General features: G+C 75.0%; 15 protein-coding genes. 6 read left to right on the forward strand and 9 right to left on the reverse strand.

Features of this window, described 5'->3' with window-relative positions; all coding sequences use genetic code 11:
• Positions 1-20 precede the first annotated feature (20 nt).
• On the reverse strand, positions 21-2,789 hold the full coding sequence (locus ABZ858_RS34355) for a YfhO family protein (protein WP_361387895.1): 2,769 nt from the start codon (positions 2,787-2,789) through the stop codon (positions 21-23).
• 232 nt (positions 2,790-3,021) lie between these two features.
• Here ABZ858_RS34355 and ABZ858_RS34360 point away from each other — a divergent pair, with 232 nt between their 5' ends.
• Genes ABZ858_RS34360 through ABZ858_RS34370 form a run of 3 tightly spaced genes read left to right on the forward strand, consistent with a single transcriptional unit; the run spans position 3,022 to position 4,417 of the window.
• Complete coding sequence (locus ABZ858_RS34360; RefSeq protein ID WP_361387898.1) at positions 3,022-3,453, forward strand: MerR family transcriptional regulator; 432 nt, start codon at positions 3,022-3,024, stop codon at positions 3,451-3,453.
• Positions 3,450-3,914 (forward strand): carboxymuconolactone decarboxylase family protein, encoded by a 465-nt coding sequence (locus ABZ858_RS34365; RefSeq protein ID WP_361387901.1) that lies wholly within the window; start codon positions 3,450-3,452, stop codon positions 3,912-3,914. Before ABZ858_RS34360 ends, ABZ858_RS34365 begins: the two co-directional genes overlap by 4 nt.
• 59 nt (positions 3,915-3,973) lie before the next feature.
• Positions 3,974-4,417 carry a DUF6314 family protein gene (locus tag ABZ858_RS34370; RefSeq protein ID WP_361387904.1) on the forward strand — a complete coding sequence of 148 codons (444 nt, stop codon included), beginning with the start codon at positions 3,974-3,976 and terminating at the stop codon, positions 4,415-4,417.
• A gap of 80 nt (positions 4,418-4,497) precedes the next feature.
• Here the strand turns inward: ABZ858_RS34370 and ABZ858_RS34375 are convergent, their stop codons facing one another.
• Positions 4,498-5,943, reverse strand: coding sequence for a PLP-dependent aminotransferase family protein (locus ABZ858_RS34375; protein WP_361387907.1), 1,446 nt, complete (start codon positions 5,941-5,943; stop codon positions 4,498-4,500).
• Here ABZ858_RS34375 and ABZ858_RS34380 point away from each other — a divergent pair.
• Both ABZ858_RS34380 and ABZ858_RS34385 read left to right on the forward strand, forming a co-directional pair.
• Positions 5,942-6,943 (forward strand): DMT family transporter, encoded by a 1,002-nt coding sequence (locus ABZ858_RS34380; protein ID WP_361387910.1) that lies wholly within the window; start codon positions 5,942-5,944, stop codon positions 6,941-6,943. The two genes, ABZ858_RS34375 and ABZ858_RS34380, sit on opposite strands and share 2 nt — an antisense overlap.
• Before the next feature lie 86 nt (positions 6,944-7,029).
• Positions 7,030-7,233 (forward strand): DUF1918 domain-containing protein, encoded by a 204-nt coding sequence (locus ABZ858_RS34385; RefSeq protein WP_361387913.1) that lies wholly within the window; start codon positions 7,030-7,032, stop codon positions 7,231-7,233.
• 29 nt (positions 7,234-7,262) lie between these two features.
• Here ABZ858_RS34385 and ABZ858_RS34390 read toward each other — a convergent pair whose 3' ends face one another.
• Positions 7,263-8,513, reverse strand: a complete 1,251-nt coding sequence (locus ABZ858_RS34390; protein WP_361387916.1) for a family 10 glycosylhydrolase — start codon at positions 8,511-8,513, stop codon at positions 7,263-7,265.
• Between the two features lie 172 nt (positions 8,514-8,685).
• On the opposite strand from ABZ858_RS34390, the gene ABZ858_RS34395 reads away from it, so the two are divergent.
• Positions 8,686-9,546 (forward strand): 3-hydroxybutyryl-CoA dehydrogenase, encoded by an 861-nt coding sequence (locus ABZ858_RS34395; RefSeq protein WP_361387919.1) that lies wholly within the window; start codon positions 8,686-8,688, stop codon positions 9,544-9,546.
• A gap of 56 nt (positions 9,547-9,602) precedes the next feature.
• Here ABZ858_RS34395 and ABZ858_RS34400 read toward each other — a convergent pair whose 3' ends face one another.
• The 6 genes from ABZ858_RS34400 to ABZ858_RS34425 all read right to left on the reverse strand — a co-directional run bounded on the left by ABZ858_RS34400 (position 9,603) and on the right by ABZ858_RS34425 (position 17,930).
• Complete coding sequence (locus ABZ858_RS34400; RefSeq protein WP_361387922.1) at positions 9,603-10,133, reverse strand: NUDIX hydrolase; 531 nt, start codon at positions 10,131-10,133, stop codon at positions 9,603-9,605.
• Between the two features lie 106 nt (positions 10,134-10,239).
• Positions 10,240-11,580 carry a transcriptional regulator gene (locus ABZ858_RS34405; RefSeq protein WP_361387925.1) on the reverse strand — a complete coding sequence of 447 codons (1,341 nt, stop codon included), beginning with the start codon at positions 11,578-11,580 and terminating at the stop codon, positions 10,240-10,242.
• 266 nt (positions 11,581-11,846) lie between these two features.
• Positions 11,847-12,728 (reverse strand): PP2C family protein-serine/threonine phosphatase, encoded by an 882-nt coding sequence (locus ABZ858_RS34410; protein ID WP_361387928.1) that lies wholly within the window; start codon positions 12,726-12,728, stop codon positions 11,847-11,849.
• A gap of 262 nt (positions 12,729-12,990) precedes the next feature.
• Positions 12,991-15,549, reverse strand: a complete 2,559-nt coding sequence (pheT, locus tag ABZ858_RS34415; RefSeq protein WP_361387931.1) for a phenylalanine--tRNA ligase subunit beta — start codon at positions 15,547-15,549, stop codon at positions 12,991-12,993.
• Entirely contained in the window at positions 15,549-16,670 is a 1,122-nt protein-coding gene (gene pheS, locus ABZ858_RS34420; RefSeq protein ID WP_361387934.1) for a phenylalanine--tRNA ligase subunit alpha, read from the reverse strand. The genes pheT and pheS overlap by 1 nt, the downstream gene beginning before the upstream one ends.
• 174 nt (positions 16,671-16,844) lie before the next feature.
• Positions 16,845-17,930 carry an ATP-binding protein gene (locus ABZ858_RS34425; protein ID WP_361387937.1) on the reverse strand — a complete coding sequence of 362 codons (1,086 nt, stop codon included), beginning with the start codon at positions 17,928-17,930 and terminating at the stop codon, positions 16,845-16,847.
• Positions 17,931-17,933: the final 3 nt, after the last annotated feature.

Raw genomic sequence — 17,933 nt, forward strand, 5'->3', positions numbered from 1 at the left:
GTCTCCCCCGGGGGGCGCGGTCAGAGAGCGCTGGTGGTGCGCTCGCGCGGGCGTGTGGTCGGGCGGGGCAGGGGGCGTCCGCCGGCGCGCCGCGCGCGGACGGCGGCGAGGGCGCCCAGCAGGGCCAGGATCAGGAGCGAGGCACCGCCGACGGCCGCGCCCAGGCGCAGGCCGGGCGGCCGGAAGGTGCAGGTCACACTGGTCGCGGAGCCGTCCAGGGGCACGGCGATCAGCCCGTAGAACTGCCGGGCGGGCTCGGCCGGGCCGTCGCCCGCGGCGCACCGCCAGCCGGCGATCCGGGGGGCCGCGAGCACGGCGGTGCCCGTGCTGCCGGGCGGGAGCTGCGCCCGGACGGTGCCGTCCGAGACGCGCACCTCGGTGGCGCCGGTGGACGTGAGCCGCCGCACGGCGGTGCGCAGCCGGGCGGGGTCCAGGCAGCCGACCGCGCCGTCCGGGACGGTGCCGGTGCGGTTCGGGGACAGGTCGACGCGCACCTGTCCCGAGGCCGGGACCGTGCCGAGCCGCTGCATGGCGGCGATCTTGGTGACGGGGTGGTCGGAGCGGAACCGTCCGACGGGGGCGGCGGCCGCGGCGCCGGCCAGCCGCGCGGTGCCGGAGAAGTGCGGCGCCCACAGGTACACCTCGTCGCCCGCCGCGCACCGGGCCGTGATGGTCGGCCCGCGCCCGGCGGCGGTGCCGCGGGCCGGGGCGCCGATGCGCAGGCCCGGCCGGTCGTCGTCGCTGGGGTCGGGCCGGCCACCCGCGGCGGTGCGCACGGTGAGGCGGGGCACGGTGTAGACGCGGGCGCCCAGCAGCAGTTCCTGGTTGCGGTACGGGGACGGGCCGAAGGCCGAGACCCCGGTGTGCGCGGTGGGCGCGGCGGCGGGCCGCACCGTGACCAGCGGCGGCACCTCCTCGCGGGACACGGTCACCCGCTCGCCGTCCGGCGGGTACCAGTTCTGGTGCGGGTCCGGCGGCGAGTGCACCCGGGCGCCCACGGAGAAGACGGCGTCGGTGACGTCGTTGTCCAGGCTCTGCAGGCTCCGGCCGCGCGAGGTCCAGCCGTCACCGAGGGCGGTGAGCATCCGGCTGAGCACGTCGGCGGTCAGGCTGCTGTAGTACTGGGCGCCCTCGCCGCCCACCAGCAACGGGTCGTTGCCGACGGTCTGCTCCCGGCCGGGGTCGGTGCGGTAGCGGGGCCAGCCGTCGGCCCGCGCGATCGCGTCCGCCTGCGTCCGCTGCCTGCTCCCCCAGGGCGCGTAGTCGTCCAGGTGCGCCAGGCGCAGCCGGGTGGCCACGGCGGAGGTGGCGGTGGCCTCACCGAGCTGGGCGCCGGTCAGCAGCAGCACGGCGAAGCCGACGAGGAGGGAGCGGTGGCGGCCCGGGCGGGGGGCGCGGCCCGGTGGGGCGTCGGATGTCCCGGTGCCGGCGTCGCCGTCCGCCTCGGCGGGGTCGTCCGCCGCCGTACGCCCGCTCCGGCCGCCCCGCTCCGCGCGGGCGAGGAGGGCGAGGCCGCCGAGGGCGCCGGTGGCGCCCAGGGCCAGCACGGGCCAGGCGACGGAGCGCACCACGCCGCTGCCGCTCGCGGCGGCGGCGATCACGGCGAGCAGCGCGCCCGCCGCGCCCAGCGCGCGCGGGCCGGGCGCCCCGTAGGAGAGCGCGTACCAGGCGGTGATCACCAGCAGCGCGCACAGGACGAAGGTCTGGCGGTAGGGGCTGCCGTTCGGGGTGGCGAAGGCGTGCCAGGCCAGATGGGTCGGCGTCCACTGCAAGGACAGCGTCACCAGGGCCACCAGCACCGGCCACCCGGCGCGCACCCGCCCCGGGGCCGCCCGGTGGAAGGGCAGCGCGAGGGCGAGCAGCAGTGCCGTGGTGCCCACGAAGAGGGCGGGGCTGCTGAAGCTGTACGTCGTCGGCAGCAGCCGCGCCAGCAGGTCCTCGGTGCCCACCGGGGCGAAGTGGGTGACGCGGCCCGGGTAGGCGTGCTTGGTGCCGTAGTAGATCACCGTCACCAGCGGCGCGGACAGCCCCACGCCGAGGGCGACGGTGGCCGCGGCCCGGCCCGCGACGGCCAGCGCCCGGCGGCGCTCCAGGCCCAGCAGCCACAGCCGCAGCAGCAGCACCAGGCCGGCGCCGAGCGTGGCCATGTACGCGGTGTAGAAGTTGGCGATCCAGGCGAGCGCCACGACCAGGACGCCCGCCAGGCGGTGCCGTCCGGTCAGCGTCCACTCGCCGACCAGGCACAGCAGGGGCAGGGCGACCAGGCCGTCGAGCCACATCGGGTTGTAGGCGGCGTCCGCGAGGGTCCAGCCGCACAGGGCGTACGCGGCGCCCAGCAGCCCGGCCGCCCACCACCGGCCGGGGCGCAGCCGCGGCAGCAGCCAGGCCATGGCCGCACCGGCGCACGCCGTCTTCAGCACGGTGACCACGTAGACGGCGAGGTCGATCTCGTCCCGCGGGAAGACCGCCACGAGCAGCGCGAACGGGCTGCTCAGATACGTCCCGAGGTCGGGCAGGAAGCTGGAGCCGTACCCGGACTGCCAGTTGACCAGCAGGCCGCCGTCGGCGCGGCCGTGCAGCAGGTCCCACAGGTGGGCGTGGAACGGCACGTACTGGTTGCCGAGGTCGTTGACGCTGCGGGTGCGCGGGCCGAAGGGGTAGCTGCGGGCGACGGCGTCGGCGGCGCAGAAGGCGGTGACGGTGAGCAGCGCGGCGAGCGCGGCGGCCCGTCCGGGCCGGGACTCCGGGGCACCGGGGAAAACGGCCCTCGACAGGGTAGAGCGGTCCATTCTCGGCAGGCTCCCAAAGAATTCGGCACCGCGAATTCGAATTCGCAGGCATTATTCTCCGGCACCCTGTTTCCGTCAGGGAAACAAGAGCCGTCCCGTAAATGAGCCGAGGATTAATTGCCTTCCGCGGGCGCCCTCGGGACGCCCCGGGCCCGACCCTCGGGGGCGGCCCGGCGAGCGGCCCGCGACCCGCGCTTGACCTGGAGCACGCTCCAGGTTCTAGGGTGTTCCCATGACCAGCGGACAGCCCCTCCGGCAAGGCGGGGAGACCACCCTGACCATCGCCCAGGTCGCCGAGCGCACGGGCCTCACGCACGACACCCTGCGCTACTACGAGAAGGCCGGCCTGATCGAGCGTGTCGGCCGGACCACCGGCAACCAGCGGCGGTACCAGACGGCGGACCTGGCCTGGCTGGAGTTCCTGCTGCGGCTGCGCGAGACGGGCATGTCCATCGCCGACATGCAGCGCTTCGCCCGGCTGCGGGCCCGCGGCGACGCGACGGTCCCCGACCGGCTGGCGATGCTCCGGGAGCACCGCGCCGAACTGGCCCGCCGGATGCGCGCGCTGCGCCGCAGCGCGGGCGCGCTGGACGACAAGATCGATCATTATGAACGGCTGCTCGACGAGACGGACGAACAGCCGGGAACGGAAGAGACGACATGAACGAGAACACCACCCGCAGCGCCACCGCCGGCACCACCCGTGACGAGCGTTTCGCCCACGGACTGGAGATTCTGCGGAAGATCGACGGGGACGCCGGGCAGCGGGTCGTCGATTCGCTGGCCGACGTCAGCCCTGAGCTGGGCCATCAGGTCGTGGCCTGGGCGTTCGGCGACATATACGACCGGCCGGGCCTCGCGCCGCGCGACCGCCAGCTGGTCACCCTGGGCATGCTCACCGCGCTCGGCGGCTGCGAGGCCCAGCTCGACGTGCACGTCAACGCGGCGCTCAACGTGGGCCTCACGGCCGAGCAGATCATGGAGGCGCTGCTGCACTCGGCGGTCTACTGCGGCATGCCCAAGGCGCTGAACGCCACCTTCGCCGCGAAGAAGGTCTTCGCCGAGCGCGGTCTGCTGCCGGTCGGCGGACCGGCCGCCGAGGGGGCCGCGGCCGCCGCCGTCTGAGGCGGGGCGACAATGTCGGTCGGCAGGCGGAGGCGGACGAGACGGGAAGCGGGGCGCGGATGGGCGAGTTCTGGCCGGTGCGCGACGTACTGGCCCATCTGGCCGGGAGCTGGCGGGTGGAGCGGTCGGTGCGGGATCTCGCGGGCGGGGACGCGGGCGAGTTCACCGGGGTGACCGTCTTCGGGCCGCTCGCGGGCGGCGGGCTGCTGCACCACGAGTCCGGGACGTTCCGCTGGCGGGGCGTGGCCCGTCCCGCCGAACGCACCCTGCGGTTCCTGCCCGGCGCCGCTCCGGGCACGGCCGACGTGCGGTTCGCGGACGGGCGCCCCTTCCACGGCCTCGACCTCACCTCGGGCCGGCACGTCGTCGGCCATCCGTGCGCGGCCGACCTCTACGAGGGCGAGTTCACCGTCCGGGACGCCGGGCACTGGCGGTCGGTGTGGCGGGTGGGCGGCCCCGCGAAGGATCTGGTGCTGGTCACGGAGTACACGCGCGGGGACTGAGCATCCGCTGAGCGCCCCCTCCTCCCCCCTCTTGCGGCACCTCCCGTTGCCCTGTGGCACCTCCCTCGACCGTGCCGGTCTCACCCGAACACCTCGTCGCAGGCCGTCCGTAGCCGTCGTACGCCCTCCGCGATCTCGGCCGTCCCGCCGACCGCGGCGAAGCTCAGCCGGGCGTGGGCGGCGGGCGGTTCGGCGCTGAAGTACGGGCGGCCCGGGGTGAGCGCGACACCGGCGCGCAGGGCGGCGGCGGCGAAAGCGGACTCGTCCGCGCCGTCCGGCAGGCGCACCCACAGGTGGTAGCCGCCGGCCGGGACGTGCGAGAGGGCGAGTTCGGGCAGGCGCAGCCGCAGGGCGGCGGTCATGGTGTCCCTGCGGGCCTTCAACTCGGCGGACAGGGCGCGCAGATGGCGCGGCCAGGCGGGCGAGCCGACGAGTTCCAGGGCGGCCTCCTGGAGCGGCCGGGGCACGAAGAACGTGTCGACCACCTGGATCGCGCGCAGCCGTTCCAGCACCGGTCCGCGGGCGGCCAGCGCGCTGACCCGGAAGCTGGGCGAGGTCGCCTTGGTCAGCGAGCCGACGTGCACGACGACCCCGTCCGGGTCGGTGGCGGCCAGCGGCGGCGGCAGCGGGCCCGCGTCCTCGTGCACGAGCCGGCGTACGAAGTCGTCCTCGACGACGAACGCGCCGGCCTCGCGGGCGATCCGCAGCACCCGGGCGCGCCGCTCGGGCGCGAGCACGGCCCCGGTGGGGTTCTGGAACAGCGGCTGGCAGACGAAGACCCGGGCGCCGCTGGCCCGGAACGCCTCGGCCAGCAGTTCGGGCTTCACCCCGTCGGCGTCCACCGGCACGGGCACCGGGCGCAGTCCGGCGGACCGGGCGATGGCCAGCATGCCCGGGTAGGTCGGGGACTCCACCAGCACGGGGGCGCCCGGCGGGGCCAGGGCGCGCAGGGCGGCGGTCAGCCCGGACTGGCCGCCGGCGGTGACCAGCACCTCGGCGGCGGTGACCGTACCGCCGGGCCCGCCGATGCCGCGGGCGAACCACTCGCGCAGTTCGGGCAGTCCCTCCAGCGGCGGCCGTCCCCAGACGCCGGGGCGGCGCCCGGCCCGGGAGAGCGCGGCGGCCATGGCCCGCTCGGGCTGGAGGCAGGGGTGCAGATAGCCGCCGTTGAACTCGATCACACCGGTCGGCGGCGCGGCGAGCGAGACGGTGACACCGGAGGCGTCCACCGTGCGCGGGACGAGGTCCGCTGCGGCGTCCGCGCTGAGCGCCACCGCCTGCCAGGAGGTGTCCCCGGCGGCGGGCGCGGCGGCGGGCGGCCGGGCGCGGAAGGCGCCGGCGCCGGGGCGGGTCACCACCAGGCCCTCGGCGGCCAGCCGCGCCAGGGCGCGGGAGACGGTCACCGGGCTCACCCGGTACCGCTCGACGAGAACCCTGCTGGACGGCAGCTTTCCGCCGGGTGAGTAGCGGTCCAGATCCTGTCGCAGCTGTTGGGCCAGCTGGGCGACGCTGCTACGCTCTTGCATGGAAGCACAGAGTAGCGCTACTGCGCGGCCCCGGATAGCGGTCGACCGTCAGTCATCCGACGGCGACCCGTCGGCCCCACCGGCCGCCGCGGCCCCCGCCGCCCCGCGCGTCCCCGCCGCCCCGGGCTCCGCCGCCCCCGGCCCCGCCCGCCCCGGTCTGCTCCAGGCCGGCCTCGGGGTCGTCGCCTTCTCCCTCACCTTCCCGGCCACCGCCTGGGGCCTGGAGGGCTTCGGTCCCTGGTCGCTGGTGGCCGTGCGCAGTGTGCTCGCCGCCCTCGTCGCGGGCGGCTGCCTGCTGGCGCTGCGGGTCCGGCTGCCCGCGGCCCGGCACTGGGCCTCGCTCGCGGTGGTGGCCGCCGGTGTGGTCCTCGGCTTCCCGCTGCTCACCACGATCGCCCTGGAGACCTCCACCACCGCGCACGCCGCGGTCGTCGTCGGCCTGCTCCCGCTCACCACGGCCCTGCTGTCCGCGCTGCGCGTGGGCGCCCGGCCGTCGCGGACCTTCTGGGCGGCGGCGCTGGCGGGCGCGGCGGCCGTGGTCGCCTTCACCGTGCAGCAGAGCGGCGGCGCCCTGACCGCCGCCGACGGCTATCTGTTCGCCGCCCTGCTGGTGTGCGCCGCCGGTTACACCGAGGGCGGCCGGCTGGCCCGGCTGATGCCGGGCTGGCAGGTGATCGGCTGGGCGCTGGTGCTGTGCCTGCCGGTCACCGTGCCCGTCGCCGCGGTCGCGCTGTCGTACGAGCCGGTGCAGCTGGGGGCGCACAGCGTGGCCGGGCTGCTGTGGGTCGCGGTGGGCTCGCAGTTCCTCGGGCTGGTCGTCTGGTACCGGGGCATGGCCGCCGTGGGCATCCCCAAGGCCAGCCAGTTGCAGCTGGCGCAGCCGCTGCTCACACTGGTGTGGTCGGTGCTGCTGCTCGGCGAGCGGCTGACGCCGGCCGCCCCGCTGACGGCCGCCGCCGTGCTCGTCTGCATCGCCGTCACCCAGCGGGCGCGCGGCTGACCGGCCCGCACACCACGGTCCCGGCCCCGCCACAGACGCACACATCCAGGACAGCTGCCCCCGAATCCGGTGAGGAGGCCCCGCCCATGCGCGCAGCCAAAGGCGACCAGCTCGTCCAGCACGGCCGGGTGGTCGGCCAGCACGACCAGATCAGCGAGGTCGTCGAAGTGATGGGCTCGGAGGGCAATCCGCCCTACCGGGTCCGGTTCGCGGACGGGCACGAGGCCGTGATGTCGCCCGGCCCCGACTGCCAGATCCGCCACAAGGAAGAGGAACACCGGCACATCTGACCCGTCTCGTCCCCGACTGGCCCGACGGTTCAGCGCGGCGGGCTCGCCGGCTCGCGGTAGTGGTCGGCGACCACCCGCGCCAGCGCGCCGGACGGGTCCGCCGCGACCTCCTTGGCCGCGAAGAAGACGTGCCCGCGCACCTCGGGGTACTTCTTCGCCAGGGCCAGGTGCCGGGACAGCTCGCCCGGGTCCCGCCAGGCCGACCCCGGCGCCCCGCTGCCCGCCCGGTACAGCCCCTCCCCCACGTACAGCCGGGTCCGGCTGCCCCGCGCCACCTCGGCCCACCAGGGCAGCAGGGCGGCGTAGTCGGCGGCGGCGAAGCCGATGTTCCAGTACAGCTGCGGGACGACGTAGTCGATCCAGCCCTCCCGCACCCACTTGCGGGTGTCGGCGTACAGGTCGTCGTACGTCTGCGCGCCCGCCTTGGTGTCCGAGCCGCGCGCGTCGGTGGCGGCGTTGCGCCACACGCCGAAGGGGCTGATCCCGAACGGGGTGCCGGGCCGGACGCGGGCGATACCGGCGGCCGTCTCGCGCACCAGGCGGTCGATGTTGTCGCGCCGCCAGTCGGCCCGGCTCGTGAAGCCGCCCCCGTACCGGTCGTAGGAGGCGTCGTCGTCGAAGGTCTGCCCGGCCACCGGGTACGGGTAGAAGTAGTCGTCGAAGTGGACGCCGTCCACCGGGTACCTGCGCACCGCGTCCAGCATCGCCTGCCGCACGAAGGCCCGAACCTCGGGCAGCCCCGGGTCGTAGTACAGCTTGCCGCCGTGGCGCACCACCCAGTCGGGGTGCTTGCGGGCCGGGTGCGAGGCGACGAGCGCGGACGGGTCGTCGTGCAGGGCGACGCGGTACGGGTTGAACCAGGCGTGCAGGCGCAGGCCGCGCGCGTGCGCCTCCTCGACGGCCGTGCCCAGCGGGTCCCAGCCGGGGTCCTTGCCCTGGGTGCCGGTGAGGAACCGCGACCACGGCTCGTACGGCGAGGGCCACAGCGCGTCGGCGGCGGGGCGCGCCTGGAACATCACCGTGTTGAGCCTGCGGCGCACCGCCGCGTCGAGCAGCGCGGTCAGCTCCCCGCGCTGGCGGGCGGTGCTCAGCCCGGCGCGCGAGGGCCAGTCGCGGTTGTCCACGCTCGCCAGCCACATCCCGCGCATCTCGGTGACCGTCCGCGCGCCGCGCGCCCCGGCGCTCGCGCCCGGCGGCTGGGGCGCGGCCTGCGCCCCCCGGGCCACCGCCAGGGTGGACAGGGCCGCCGCGGTGAACGCCCGCCGGGTCACTCGGCCCATCCGGGCACCCCCAGTACGCCGTGGATCCGCTCGGTCACGGATCGTGCACCGGGTCAGCATGCCCGACCCGGCCGGTCGATCCGCGGCACGACGGGGGTAACGTGCACGATCGGAGCAGGCATGCACGAGGGGCCGCCTGCCACAGCCGAAGATCAGCAGCGAAAGGGACGATGTGACCGACATCGAACGCGTCGGAGTGGTGGGCTGCGGCCAGATGGGCGCGGGCATCGCCGAGGTGTGCGCCCGGGCCGGCCTGGACGTCCGGGTCGCCGAGACCACCGGCGAGGCCCTGGAGATCGGCCGCACCCGGCTGTTCAACTCCCTGGCGAAGGCGGCCGAGCGCGGCAAGATCTCCGAGGAGGAGCGGGACGCCACGCAGGCGCGCCTGAGCTTCACCACCGACCTCGGCGAGTTCGCCGACCGCGATCTGGTGATCGAGGCCGTGGTGGAGAACGAGCAGGTCAAGACCGAGATCTTCCAGGTGCTCGATCAGGTGGTGGCCCGGCCGGACGCCATCCTGGCCTCCAACACCTCCTCGATCCCGCTGGTCAAGCTGGCCGTCGCCACCGCACGGCCGGACCATGTCATCGGCATCCACTTCTTCAACCCGGCCCCGGTGCAGAAGCTGGTCGAGCTGATCCCGGCGCTGACCACGTCCGAGGGGACGCTGAGCCGGGCGCAGCTGTTCACCGAGAAGGTGCTCGGCAAGCACGCGATCCGCGCCCAGGACCGGTCCGGTTTCGTGGTCAACGCGCTGCTGATCCCCTACCTGCTCTCCGCGATCCGGATGTTCGAGTCGGGCATCGCCTCCCGCGAGGACATCGACAACGGCATGGAGCTGGGCTGCGCCCACCCGATGGGCCCGCTCAAGCTGTCCGACCTGATCGGCCTGGACACGGTGGCCTCGGTCGCGCACTCGATGTACGAGGAGTACAAGGAGCCGCTGTACGCCGCTCCGCCGCTGCTCCAGCGCATGGTGGACGCCGGCCGGCTGGGCCGCAAGAGCGGCTCGGGCTTCTACACGTACGCCTGACCGCGCGCCGCTCCCCACCGGGCCCGGCGCCGTACAGCGGGGCGCCGGGCCCCGGGCTAGCCGAGCCGGAGATGGTGCAGGAGCAGCAGCGCGGCGGCCATGTTGGCGGCCGGGACGTCGCCGCGGGCGATCAGGTCGGGTACGAGCTTGAGGGGCACCCACGCGCGGCGGTCGGACTCGAAGTCGTCCACCGGGTGACCGGTGTACTCGGCCCGGTCGGACCAGTAGATGTGGTGGCGGGCGTCGGTGAGGCCGTTGGACGGCTCCACGCTCATCAGGTGGTGCAGCGGACCGGGCCGCCAGCCGGTCTCCTCCTCCAGCTCCCGGGCGGCGGCGCGGGGGACGTCCTCGCCGTCCTCGACGACACCGGCGGCCAGCTCCCAGCCCCAGCTGTCGGTGATGAAGCGGTGCCGCCACAGCAGGAGGACCTCGTCGGCGTCGTTGACCACCGTGGCCACGGCGACCGGCCGCAGCCGTATCAGGAAGTGGTCGAGGTGCCGGCCGTCCGGCAGTTCGACATCCGCGAGGTTGACGGTGAACCAGCGGTTCGCATACACCGTTTGTTCGTTCTTGTTCGCCCATTGCACGGTTCTGCCACCTTCCGTCGGGTCAGTGGCAATATCGCAGCCGGTACGGCCCCCGCAGCAGGCGCACGGCGGGCCGCGCACGGGGCACGGTTCGGCACGGCGGTCGTCACAGCGGCACGCGCAGCGCCCCGTCGATGAGTTCGGCCGCCTCCGCGGTGCCCGGGCAGCCGCTGTGCAGCAGGTGCTCACGCACCGCCCGCAGCCGGTCCCGCAGCCGCTGCGACTCCATCCCCCGGGCCTGCTCGGCCATGCGCACGGCCGTGAGCACCGCCTTGTCGGCGTCGCCCCGGCGCAGCTCGACGGTGCTGAGCATGGCCAGCCGGTGCACCCGGCCGCGGTCGTGCGCGGGGTTGTCCACCGCGGCCGCGGCGTGCTCCCCGGCGGCGGCCAGCTCACCGAGGCCGAGCAGCGCCTCTGCCACCTGGACATTGACCAGGCCCGGCTGGACATAGCCGGTCTCGTCGGGCTCCTGCCCGCGCCGGATGCGCTCGGCGGCCTGCTCGGCCTGCCGGATGCAGGACAGCGCGCCGGGCCCGTCGCCGAGATGCGCGTACGCCTTGGCCTGCATCGCGTACAGATCGGAGGCGAGCGCGGGAGTGAGCCGGCGGCCGGCGGCGCGCAGCGCGGCCTCGGCGAAGGCGACGGCCTGCCGGTGCTCGCGCAGGAACAGCGCCTGGTTCACCAGCAGCGCTATCACATAGGCCCCCAGCCCCCGGTCCCCGCTGGCCTTGGCCAGCCGCAGCGCCTGGTGGAAGTAGCGCTGGGCGAGCCCGTGCGCGTCCGAGTCGTACGCGCAGATGCCCGCGATCGCCACCAACGCGCCGGTGGCCCGGTGCAGTTGGCGGCCGGTGGCGTCGGTGTAGCCGCCGCGCAGCAGCGGGGCGGCCTCGGCGTTGAGGAAGCCCACCACCCGGCCGCGGGTCGCCACCCCGCCGGTCTTGCGGTACATCTGCTCGTAGTGCGCCCGGGCCGCGCGCAGCATCTCTATGTCTCCCGGGGTGACCCGGTGCGGGCCGCCCCGGGAGACGTCCGTGTCCTCGGGCGGGTTCTCCCACTCCCACACCGGCATCACCGCGGGCGTGCCGGTCATGGCGGGCGCGTCCAGGACGTGCGGGCGCTGCTGCTCGTCGCCGCGCCACAGGGCGGTGGCACGCTCCACGAAGCCGGGCAGCGAGCTGGTGTGCGGGGCGGCGGGAGCGCCGGGCACGCCCAGGCCGATGTCGTCGAGGGTGACGGGCCGGCGCAGGCGGGCCGCCAGCACCTGGCAGATGAGGTCGGGCACCTGGCCGCGCGGCCGCTGGCCCTTCAGCCAGCGGGCCACGGCCGTGTGCTCGTAGCGCAGCGCCAGGCCGCGGGCCCGGCCCGCCTGGTTGACGTGCGCGGCCAGCCCGGCGTGCGAGACGCCGGCCTCGTCCAGGATCGCGTCCAGCAGAGTGTTGGGCTGCATGTCGGGCCCCCCGGTGGCTCGGTGCGGACAGCGTAGTGCGGACGGGTTCACACGGGGTGTGAACGCAGTGCGCGCATCCGTGGCGTGCGCGCGCTGTCGCGGACGGTGACCCGCCGCTTCACTGGATCCCTCGCAAGAGGCCGGCCGGGCCGCCGGCTCCCCCTCGTACAGTGCGGCGGCCCGCCGCGTCGTCGCCCGTCCCGTCGCCCGACACTCCACGGGGCGGGCGGCGGCCACCGGCGGGCGTGTCCAGGGCCGTGGGCGGTTCAGGCGGCGGGTGCCGGGGTCAGCGTCAGGACGGCCGCGTCGTCCGTCGGCCCGGCGCCGGCGTGCTGGGCGAGCCGGGCGAGGACGGCGTGCAGGAGGGGCCGCGGGGAGGTCAGTCCGGCCCGGGCGGCCTCGGTCAGTACGTCCGGCAGCGGGAAGAAGCGGCCCCGGGCGTCCCGGGCGTCCTCGACCCCGTCCGTGAAGAGGACCAGGGCCTCGCCGGGCAGTAGCCGCCCGGCGGTCTCGACGGGCAGGTCGGGCGGCAGCGGGAAGGGGCCGAGCGGCGGTAACGGGGCGATGCGGGAGACGGGTTCGGCGCGCTCCCCGCTCAGCCGGTACGGCCAGGGGTGGCCGCAGTTGAGGGCGCGCAGGGTGCCGTCCCGGGCGATCTCCACCAGGAGCACGGTGACGAAGTCCTCGGTGACCGGATGGCCCGTCCCCTCCCGGGTGCGCAGGTGGCGGGCGAGCGCCCGCTCCAGGCGGCGCAGCACGCCCGCGAGTTCGGGCTCGTCGTGGGCGGCCTCGCGGAAGCTGCCGAGGACGACGGCGGCGGTGCCGAGGGCGGCGAGGCCGTGCCCCCGGACGTCGCCCATCACCACCCGTACGCCGTGCTCGGTGGCGATCACCTCGTACAGGTCGCCGCCGACGGCCGCGCCGCGGTCCGCGGACAGCAGGGCGGCGGCCACGGCCAGTCCGGCCACCCGCGGCGGCAGCGGCCGCAGCAGCGCGTCCTGGGCGGCGCCGGCGACCGCGCGGGCCTGCCGCAGCTCGCGCAGCATGGCCCGCCGGGCGTGCAGGAAGAGGCCGGTGCAGGTGCCCACGGCCAGGACGACGGCGCCCTGCCGCACTCCGCGCGGAGCCCCAGCCCTGATACGGATCATGACCATGGCCCCCCAGAAGGCGCTGACAGCGCGGACCGGCCCCGAGGGGCCGGTCCGATTCTGTCGATCCCGTCCGGCGGAAGGAACCGGAACCCCGGCTTCTACCACCCGAACGAGTGAGAGAGCGGCGAAGCGCGCCCCGAAAGGGGCGCGGGGCGCTTTCAACAGCGGCTCCGCCGCGCGGGCGCGACCGGCCACACCGGACCCGCACCCGGCGGACCGGACCCGCAGTCCCCCACCGCTTCCCCGCAAAAAAGCGCGGCTAGCCGCGCAACACCGCCCCCGTCCGCTCAGCGGCCAGCGCCACCGCCGCGTCACGGGCGGCGGACGCCTCGTCCACCGTCAGCGTGCGGTCGGCGGCCCGGAAGCGCAGCGCGTACGCCAGCGACTTCGCGCCGTCCCCGAGCTGCTCGGCGTTCTCATAGACATCGAACAGGCGGATGGACTCCAGGAGTTCACCGGCGCCCTCGCGCAGCGCGGCCTCGACGTCGGCGGCCGGGACCGGCTTGTCGACGACGAGGGCGACGTCCTGCGTGGCCACCGGGAACGCCGAGATCCGCGGCGCCCGCGCGATGCCGTCCCCGGCCTGCTGGAGCAGGTCGAGGTCGATCTCCATCGCGCAGGTGCGCTCCGGCAGGTGCATCGCCTGCACCACGCGCGGGTGCAGCTCACCGGCGTGGCCGACGAGGGTCTCGGCGCCGTCCACCGCGACGTACAGCGCGGCGCAGCGGCCCGGGTGCCAGGGGGTGTGCCGGTCGGCGCGGACGGTCAGCTCCACGCCGGCCTCGCGGGCGACGGTGCGGGCCGCCTCGACGGCGTCCGCCCAGTCGGCCGGGCGGCCCTTGCCCCACCAGCCGGCCTGCTCCCGGGCACCGGCGAGCACCACGGCGGCCCGGCGGGGCTGGCGCGGCAGCGCGGCGTCGAGGGCGGCGAGCTGCTCGTCGGTGGGTCTGCGGTCGGCGGGCAGCCGCAGGGCCGTCTCCTCCGCGCCGGTGGGCCGGAAGACCAGGCCGGTCTCGAACAGCGCCAGGTCGTGGCCGCCGCGCCCGTCGTTGCGGCGCAGCGCGCCGAGCAGGCCCGGCAGCAGCGTCGTGCGCAGGGCCGGCTCCTCGTCGGAGAGCGGGTTGACGAGGGTGACCTGGGTACGGCGCGGGTCGTCGGCGGCCAGGCCGAGCTGGTCGAGGGCGGCCGGGCCGACGAACGGGTAGCTCGGCGCCTCCACGTACCCGGCGCCGGCCAGCGCGCGGCCGACCCTGCGGTGCAGCCGCTGGCGGCCGGTCAGGCCGCGGCCGGGCACCGGCCGGGGCAGCGTGGAGGGCAGGTTCTCGTAGCCCTCCAGGCGGATGACCTCTTCGGCCAGGTCGTTCGGTTCGGCCAGGTCGGGCCGCCAGGACGGCACGGTGACGATCAGCTCGTCCAGCCCGCCCGTCGCCCGACCACCACCCCTCAATGACGCGTTCCACGCGGCAGTATTTCCCATGACGTCGCAGCCGACCTGCTGGAGCCGCCGTACGACGGTCTCCCGGCCGTAGGTGACGCCCGCGACCTTGTCGGGGTGGTCGGCCGGGACGGTGACCGTGCGCGGCGCGGAGGGCGCCACGATCTCGGTGACGCCGGCCTCGGCGGTGCCGCCCGCGAGCAGCACCAGCAGGTCCACGGTGCGCTGCGCGGCGGCGGAGGCGGCCTGCGGGTCGACGCCCCGCTCGAAGCGGCGGGACGCCTCGGAGAACAGCTTGTGCCGGCGGGCGGTGCGCGCGATGGTGACCGGGTCGAAGTGGGCAGCCTCGACGACGACCTCGGTGGTGGTGCCCTCGGTGTCGTCGATCTCGGTGTCGGCGCCGCCCATGACGCCCGCCAGGCCGATGGCGCCCCGGTCGTCGGTGATGACGAGATCGTCGGTGGAGAGCGTGCGGGTGACGCCGTCGAGGGTGGTGAGCTGCTCACCGCGCTCGGCCCGGCGCACGCCGACGGTGCCCTGGACGCGGGTGCGGTCGTAGGCGTGCAGCGGCTGGCCCAGCTCCAGCATCACGTAGTTGGTGATGTCCACGGCGAGCGAGATCGGGCGCATGCCGGCCTTCTGCAGGCGGCGCTGGAGCCAGATCGGGGAGCGCGCCTCGGGGTCGAGGCCGGTCACCGTGCGGGCGGTGAAGCGGTCGCAGCCGAACGGGTCGGAGATCTGCACCGGGTGGCCGAAGGCGTTGGGCGCCGGTACGTCCAGCAGGGCCGGGTCGAGCAGCGGGCGGCCGTAGGCGATGGCGGCCTCGCGGGCCACGCCGCGGATCGACAGGCAGTCGCCGCGGTTGGCGGTGACGGCGATGTCGAGGACCTCGTCGACGAGCTGGAGCAGCTCGATGGCGTCGGTGCCGGCCTCGTGCTCCGGCGGCAGCACGATGATGCCGTGCGTGCCGTCGTCGCCCATGCCCAGTTCGCCGGTGGAGCAGATCATGCCGTGGGACGTCCTGCCGTACGTCTTGCGGGCGCTGATCGAGAAGCCGCCGGGCAGGGTGGCGCCGGGCAGGACCACGACGACCTTGTCGCCGACGGCGAAGTTGCGGGCGCCGCAGACGATCTCCTGCGGTTCACCGGTGCCGTTGGCCCGGCCGACGTCGACGGTGCAGAACCGGATCGGCTTCTTGAAGCCCTCCAGCTCCTCGATGGTCAGCACCTGGCCGACCACCAGGGGGCCCTTGAGGTCGGCGCCGAGCTGCTCGACGGTCTCGACCTCCAGGCCGCTCGGAATGAGCTTGGCCTGCACGTCACGGCCGGTCTCGGTGGCCGGCAGGTCGACGTACTCCCGCAGCCAGGAAAGCGGGACCCGCATCAGATCTCCATCCCGAACGGCCGGGTGAACCGGACGTCACCCTCGACCATGTCTCGCATGTCCTCGACGTTGTGGCGGAACATCAGCATCCGCTCGATGCCGAACCCGAAGGCGAAGCCGCTGTACTTCTCCGGGTCGACGCCGCAGGCGGTGAGCACCCGCGGATTGACCATGCCGCAGCCGCCCAGCTCGATCCAGCCCTCGCTGGAGCAGGTGCGGCAGGGCCGGTCGGGGTTGCCGACGGACTCGCCGCGGCAGACGTAGCACACCATGTCCATCTCGGCGGACGGCTCGGTGAACGGGAAGAAGTTCGGCCGCAGCCGGGTCTTCATGCCCTCGCCGAACAGCGACTGGACCATGTGGTCCAGGGTGCCCTTGAGGTCGGCCATGGTCAGCCCCTCGTCCACGGCCAGCAGCTCGACCTGGTGGAAGACCGGGGTGTGGGTGGCGTCCAGCTCGTCCGTGCGGTACACGCGGCCGGGGCAGATCACGTACACCGGCAGGTCGCGCCGGAGCAGGGAGCGGATCTGCACGGGCGAGGTGTGGGTGCGCAGGACGAGGCCCGAGTCGGCGGCGGAGTCGGCGCCACGGACGAAGAAGGTGTCGTGCTCGCTGCGCGCCGGGTGGTCCGGGCCGATGTTCAGGGCGTCGAAGTTGAACCACTCCGCCTCGACCTCGGGGCCCTCGGCCACCTCGTAGCCCATGGCGACGAAGATGTCCTCGATGCGCTCCGAGAGCGTGGTCAGCGGGTGGCGGGCACCGGCCGGCACGCGGTCGTGGGGCAGCGTGACGTCGACGGCCTCCTCGACCAGCACACGGGCGTCCCGCTCGGCCTCCAGCTCGGCCTGGCGGGCGGCCAGTGCCTTGTTGGCCGCGCCGCGGGCCATGCCGACGCGCTTGCCCGCGTCCGCCTTGGCGTGCGGGGGCAGGGCGCCGATCTCGCGGTTGGCGAGGGCCAGCGGGGAGGCGGGGCCGGTGTGGGCGACCTTGGCCTCGTGGAGCGCGTCGAGCGAGTCCGCGGCGGCGAAGGCGGCGAGCGCCTCGTCCCGCATGCGCTCGATCTCTTCCGGTTTCAACGCCTCGACCTCGACAGGGTCGTACGACTTATTCGGTGCCGACATCTCTTCCCGTGCTTCCGATTGTCCCCCAGCTGACGCTGGGAGGTGCCCCCAGGCTGACGGTCCCCGTCTCCGACTCGTAGACGAACGTCTCCGTTTCTGGGACGCAAAGGTGCCAAGGGCCGAGTCTAACGGGGCTGGACAAAGCGAATGCGCCCGTGGGTCCCCGGCCGGCGGTCAGAGCAGGTGCGCCGGGGTGCCCACGGGCAGCGTAAATCGGAACCGCGCGCCGGCGCCCGGCGCGCGGCCGACCGTGATGGTGCCGCCGTGGGCCTCCACGATGCCCTTGACGATGTAGAGCCCGAGGCCGGTGCCGCCGCGCTTGCTGCCCCGCCAGAAGCGGGTGAAGACGCGGTTCATGGACTCCTCCGGGATGCCGGGCCCCTCGTCGCTCACCGTGACCGACGTGCCGGCGTCCTCTCCCTCCCGGGGGGACGCGGCGGGCGTGACGTCGATGGTGACGGTTCCCTCGCCGTGCCGCACCGCATTTTCGATGAGGTTGCTCAGCACCTGGTCGATCTTGTCCGGATCGGCCCACAGCACGGGCAGCGGCTGCTCCAGTCGGACGAGGAAGCGGTCGGCGGGCTGGCCGGCGGCGACGTACGCCTGGACGTGCCGGCCGACGGCGGCCCCTATGTCGACGAGCTGGCGGCGCACCTCCAGGCGGCCGGAGTCGATGCGGGAGATGTCGAGCAGTTCGGCGATGAGCCGGGTGACGCGGTCGGCGTCGGCGTCCACCGTCTCCAGCATCAGCCGCTTCTGGTCGTCGGTGAACCGCTCCCACTTGGCGAGCAGGGTGGCGGTGAAGCCCTTCACGGAGGTCAGCGGGGAGCGCAGTTCGTGGGCCACGGTGGCGATCAGCTCGGCGTGGCTGCGCTCGGTGCGGCGGCGGGCCTCGGTGTCCCGCAGGGAGACGACCAGGCGGCGCACGGGTCCGGTGGGGTGCTCGCGGACGTAGCGCGCCGAGACCAGGACCTCCCGGCCGCCGTGGAGCAGCAGGTTGCGTTCGGGCTGGCCGGTGCGGACGGCGAGGCCGCCGTAGGGGTCGGTCAGCGGCCACCAGCGGCGGCCCTCCAGGTCCTCCAGCGGCAGCGCCTTCTCCAGGTGCCGCCCGAGGGCCTGGTCGGCGGGGACGGCGGTGATCCGGGCGGCGGCGGCGTTGAAGCAGACGATCCGGCCGTGCTCGTCGGCGATCACCAGGCCGTCGGGCAGCTCGTCGGGATCGATGCCCGCCGCCGCCCCGCCGCCCGTACCCACACTCATCCC

It is taken from the genome of Streptomyces sp. NPDC047017 (genome assembly GCF_040644175.1).
GTDB lineage: Bacteria > Actinomycetota > Actinomycetes > Streptomycetales > Streptomycetaceae > Streptomyces.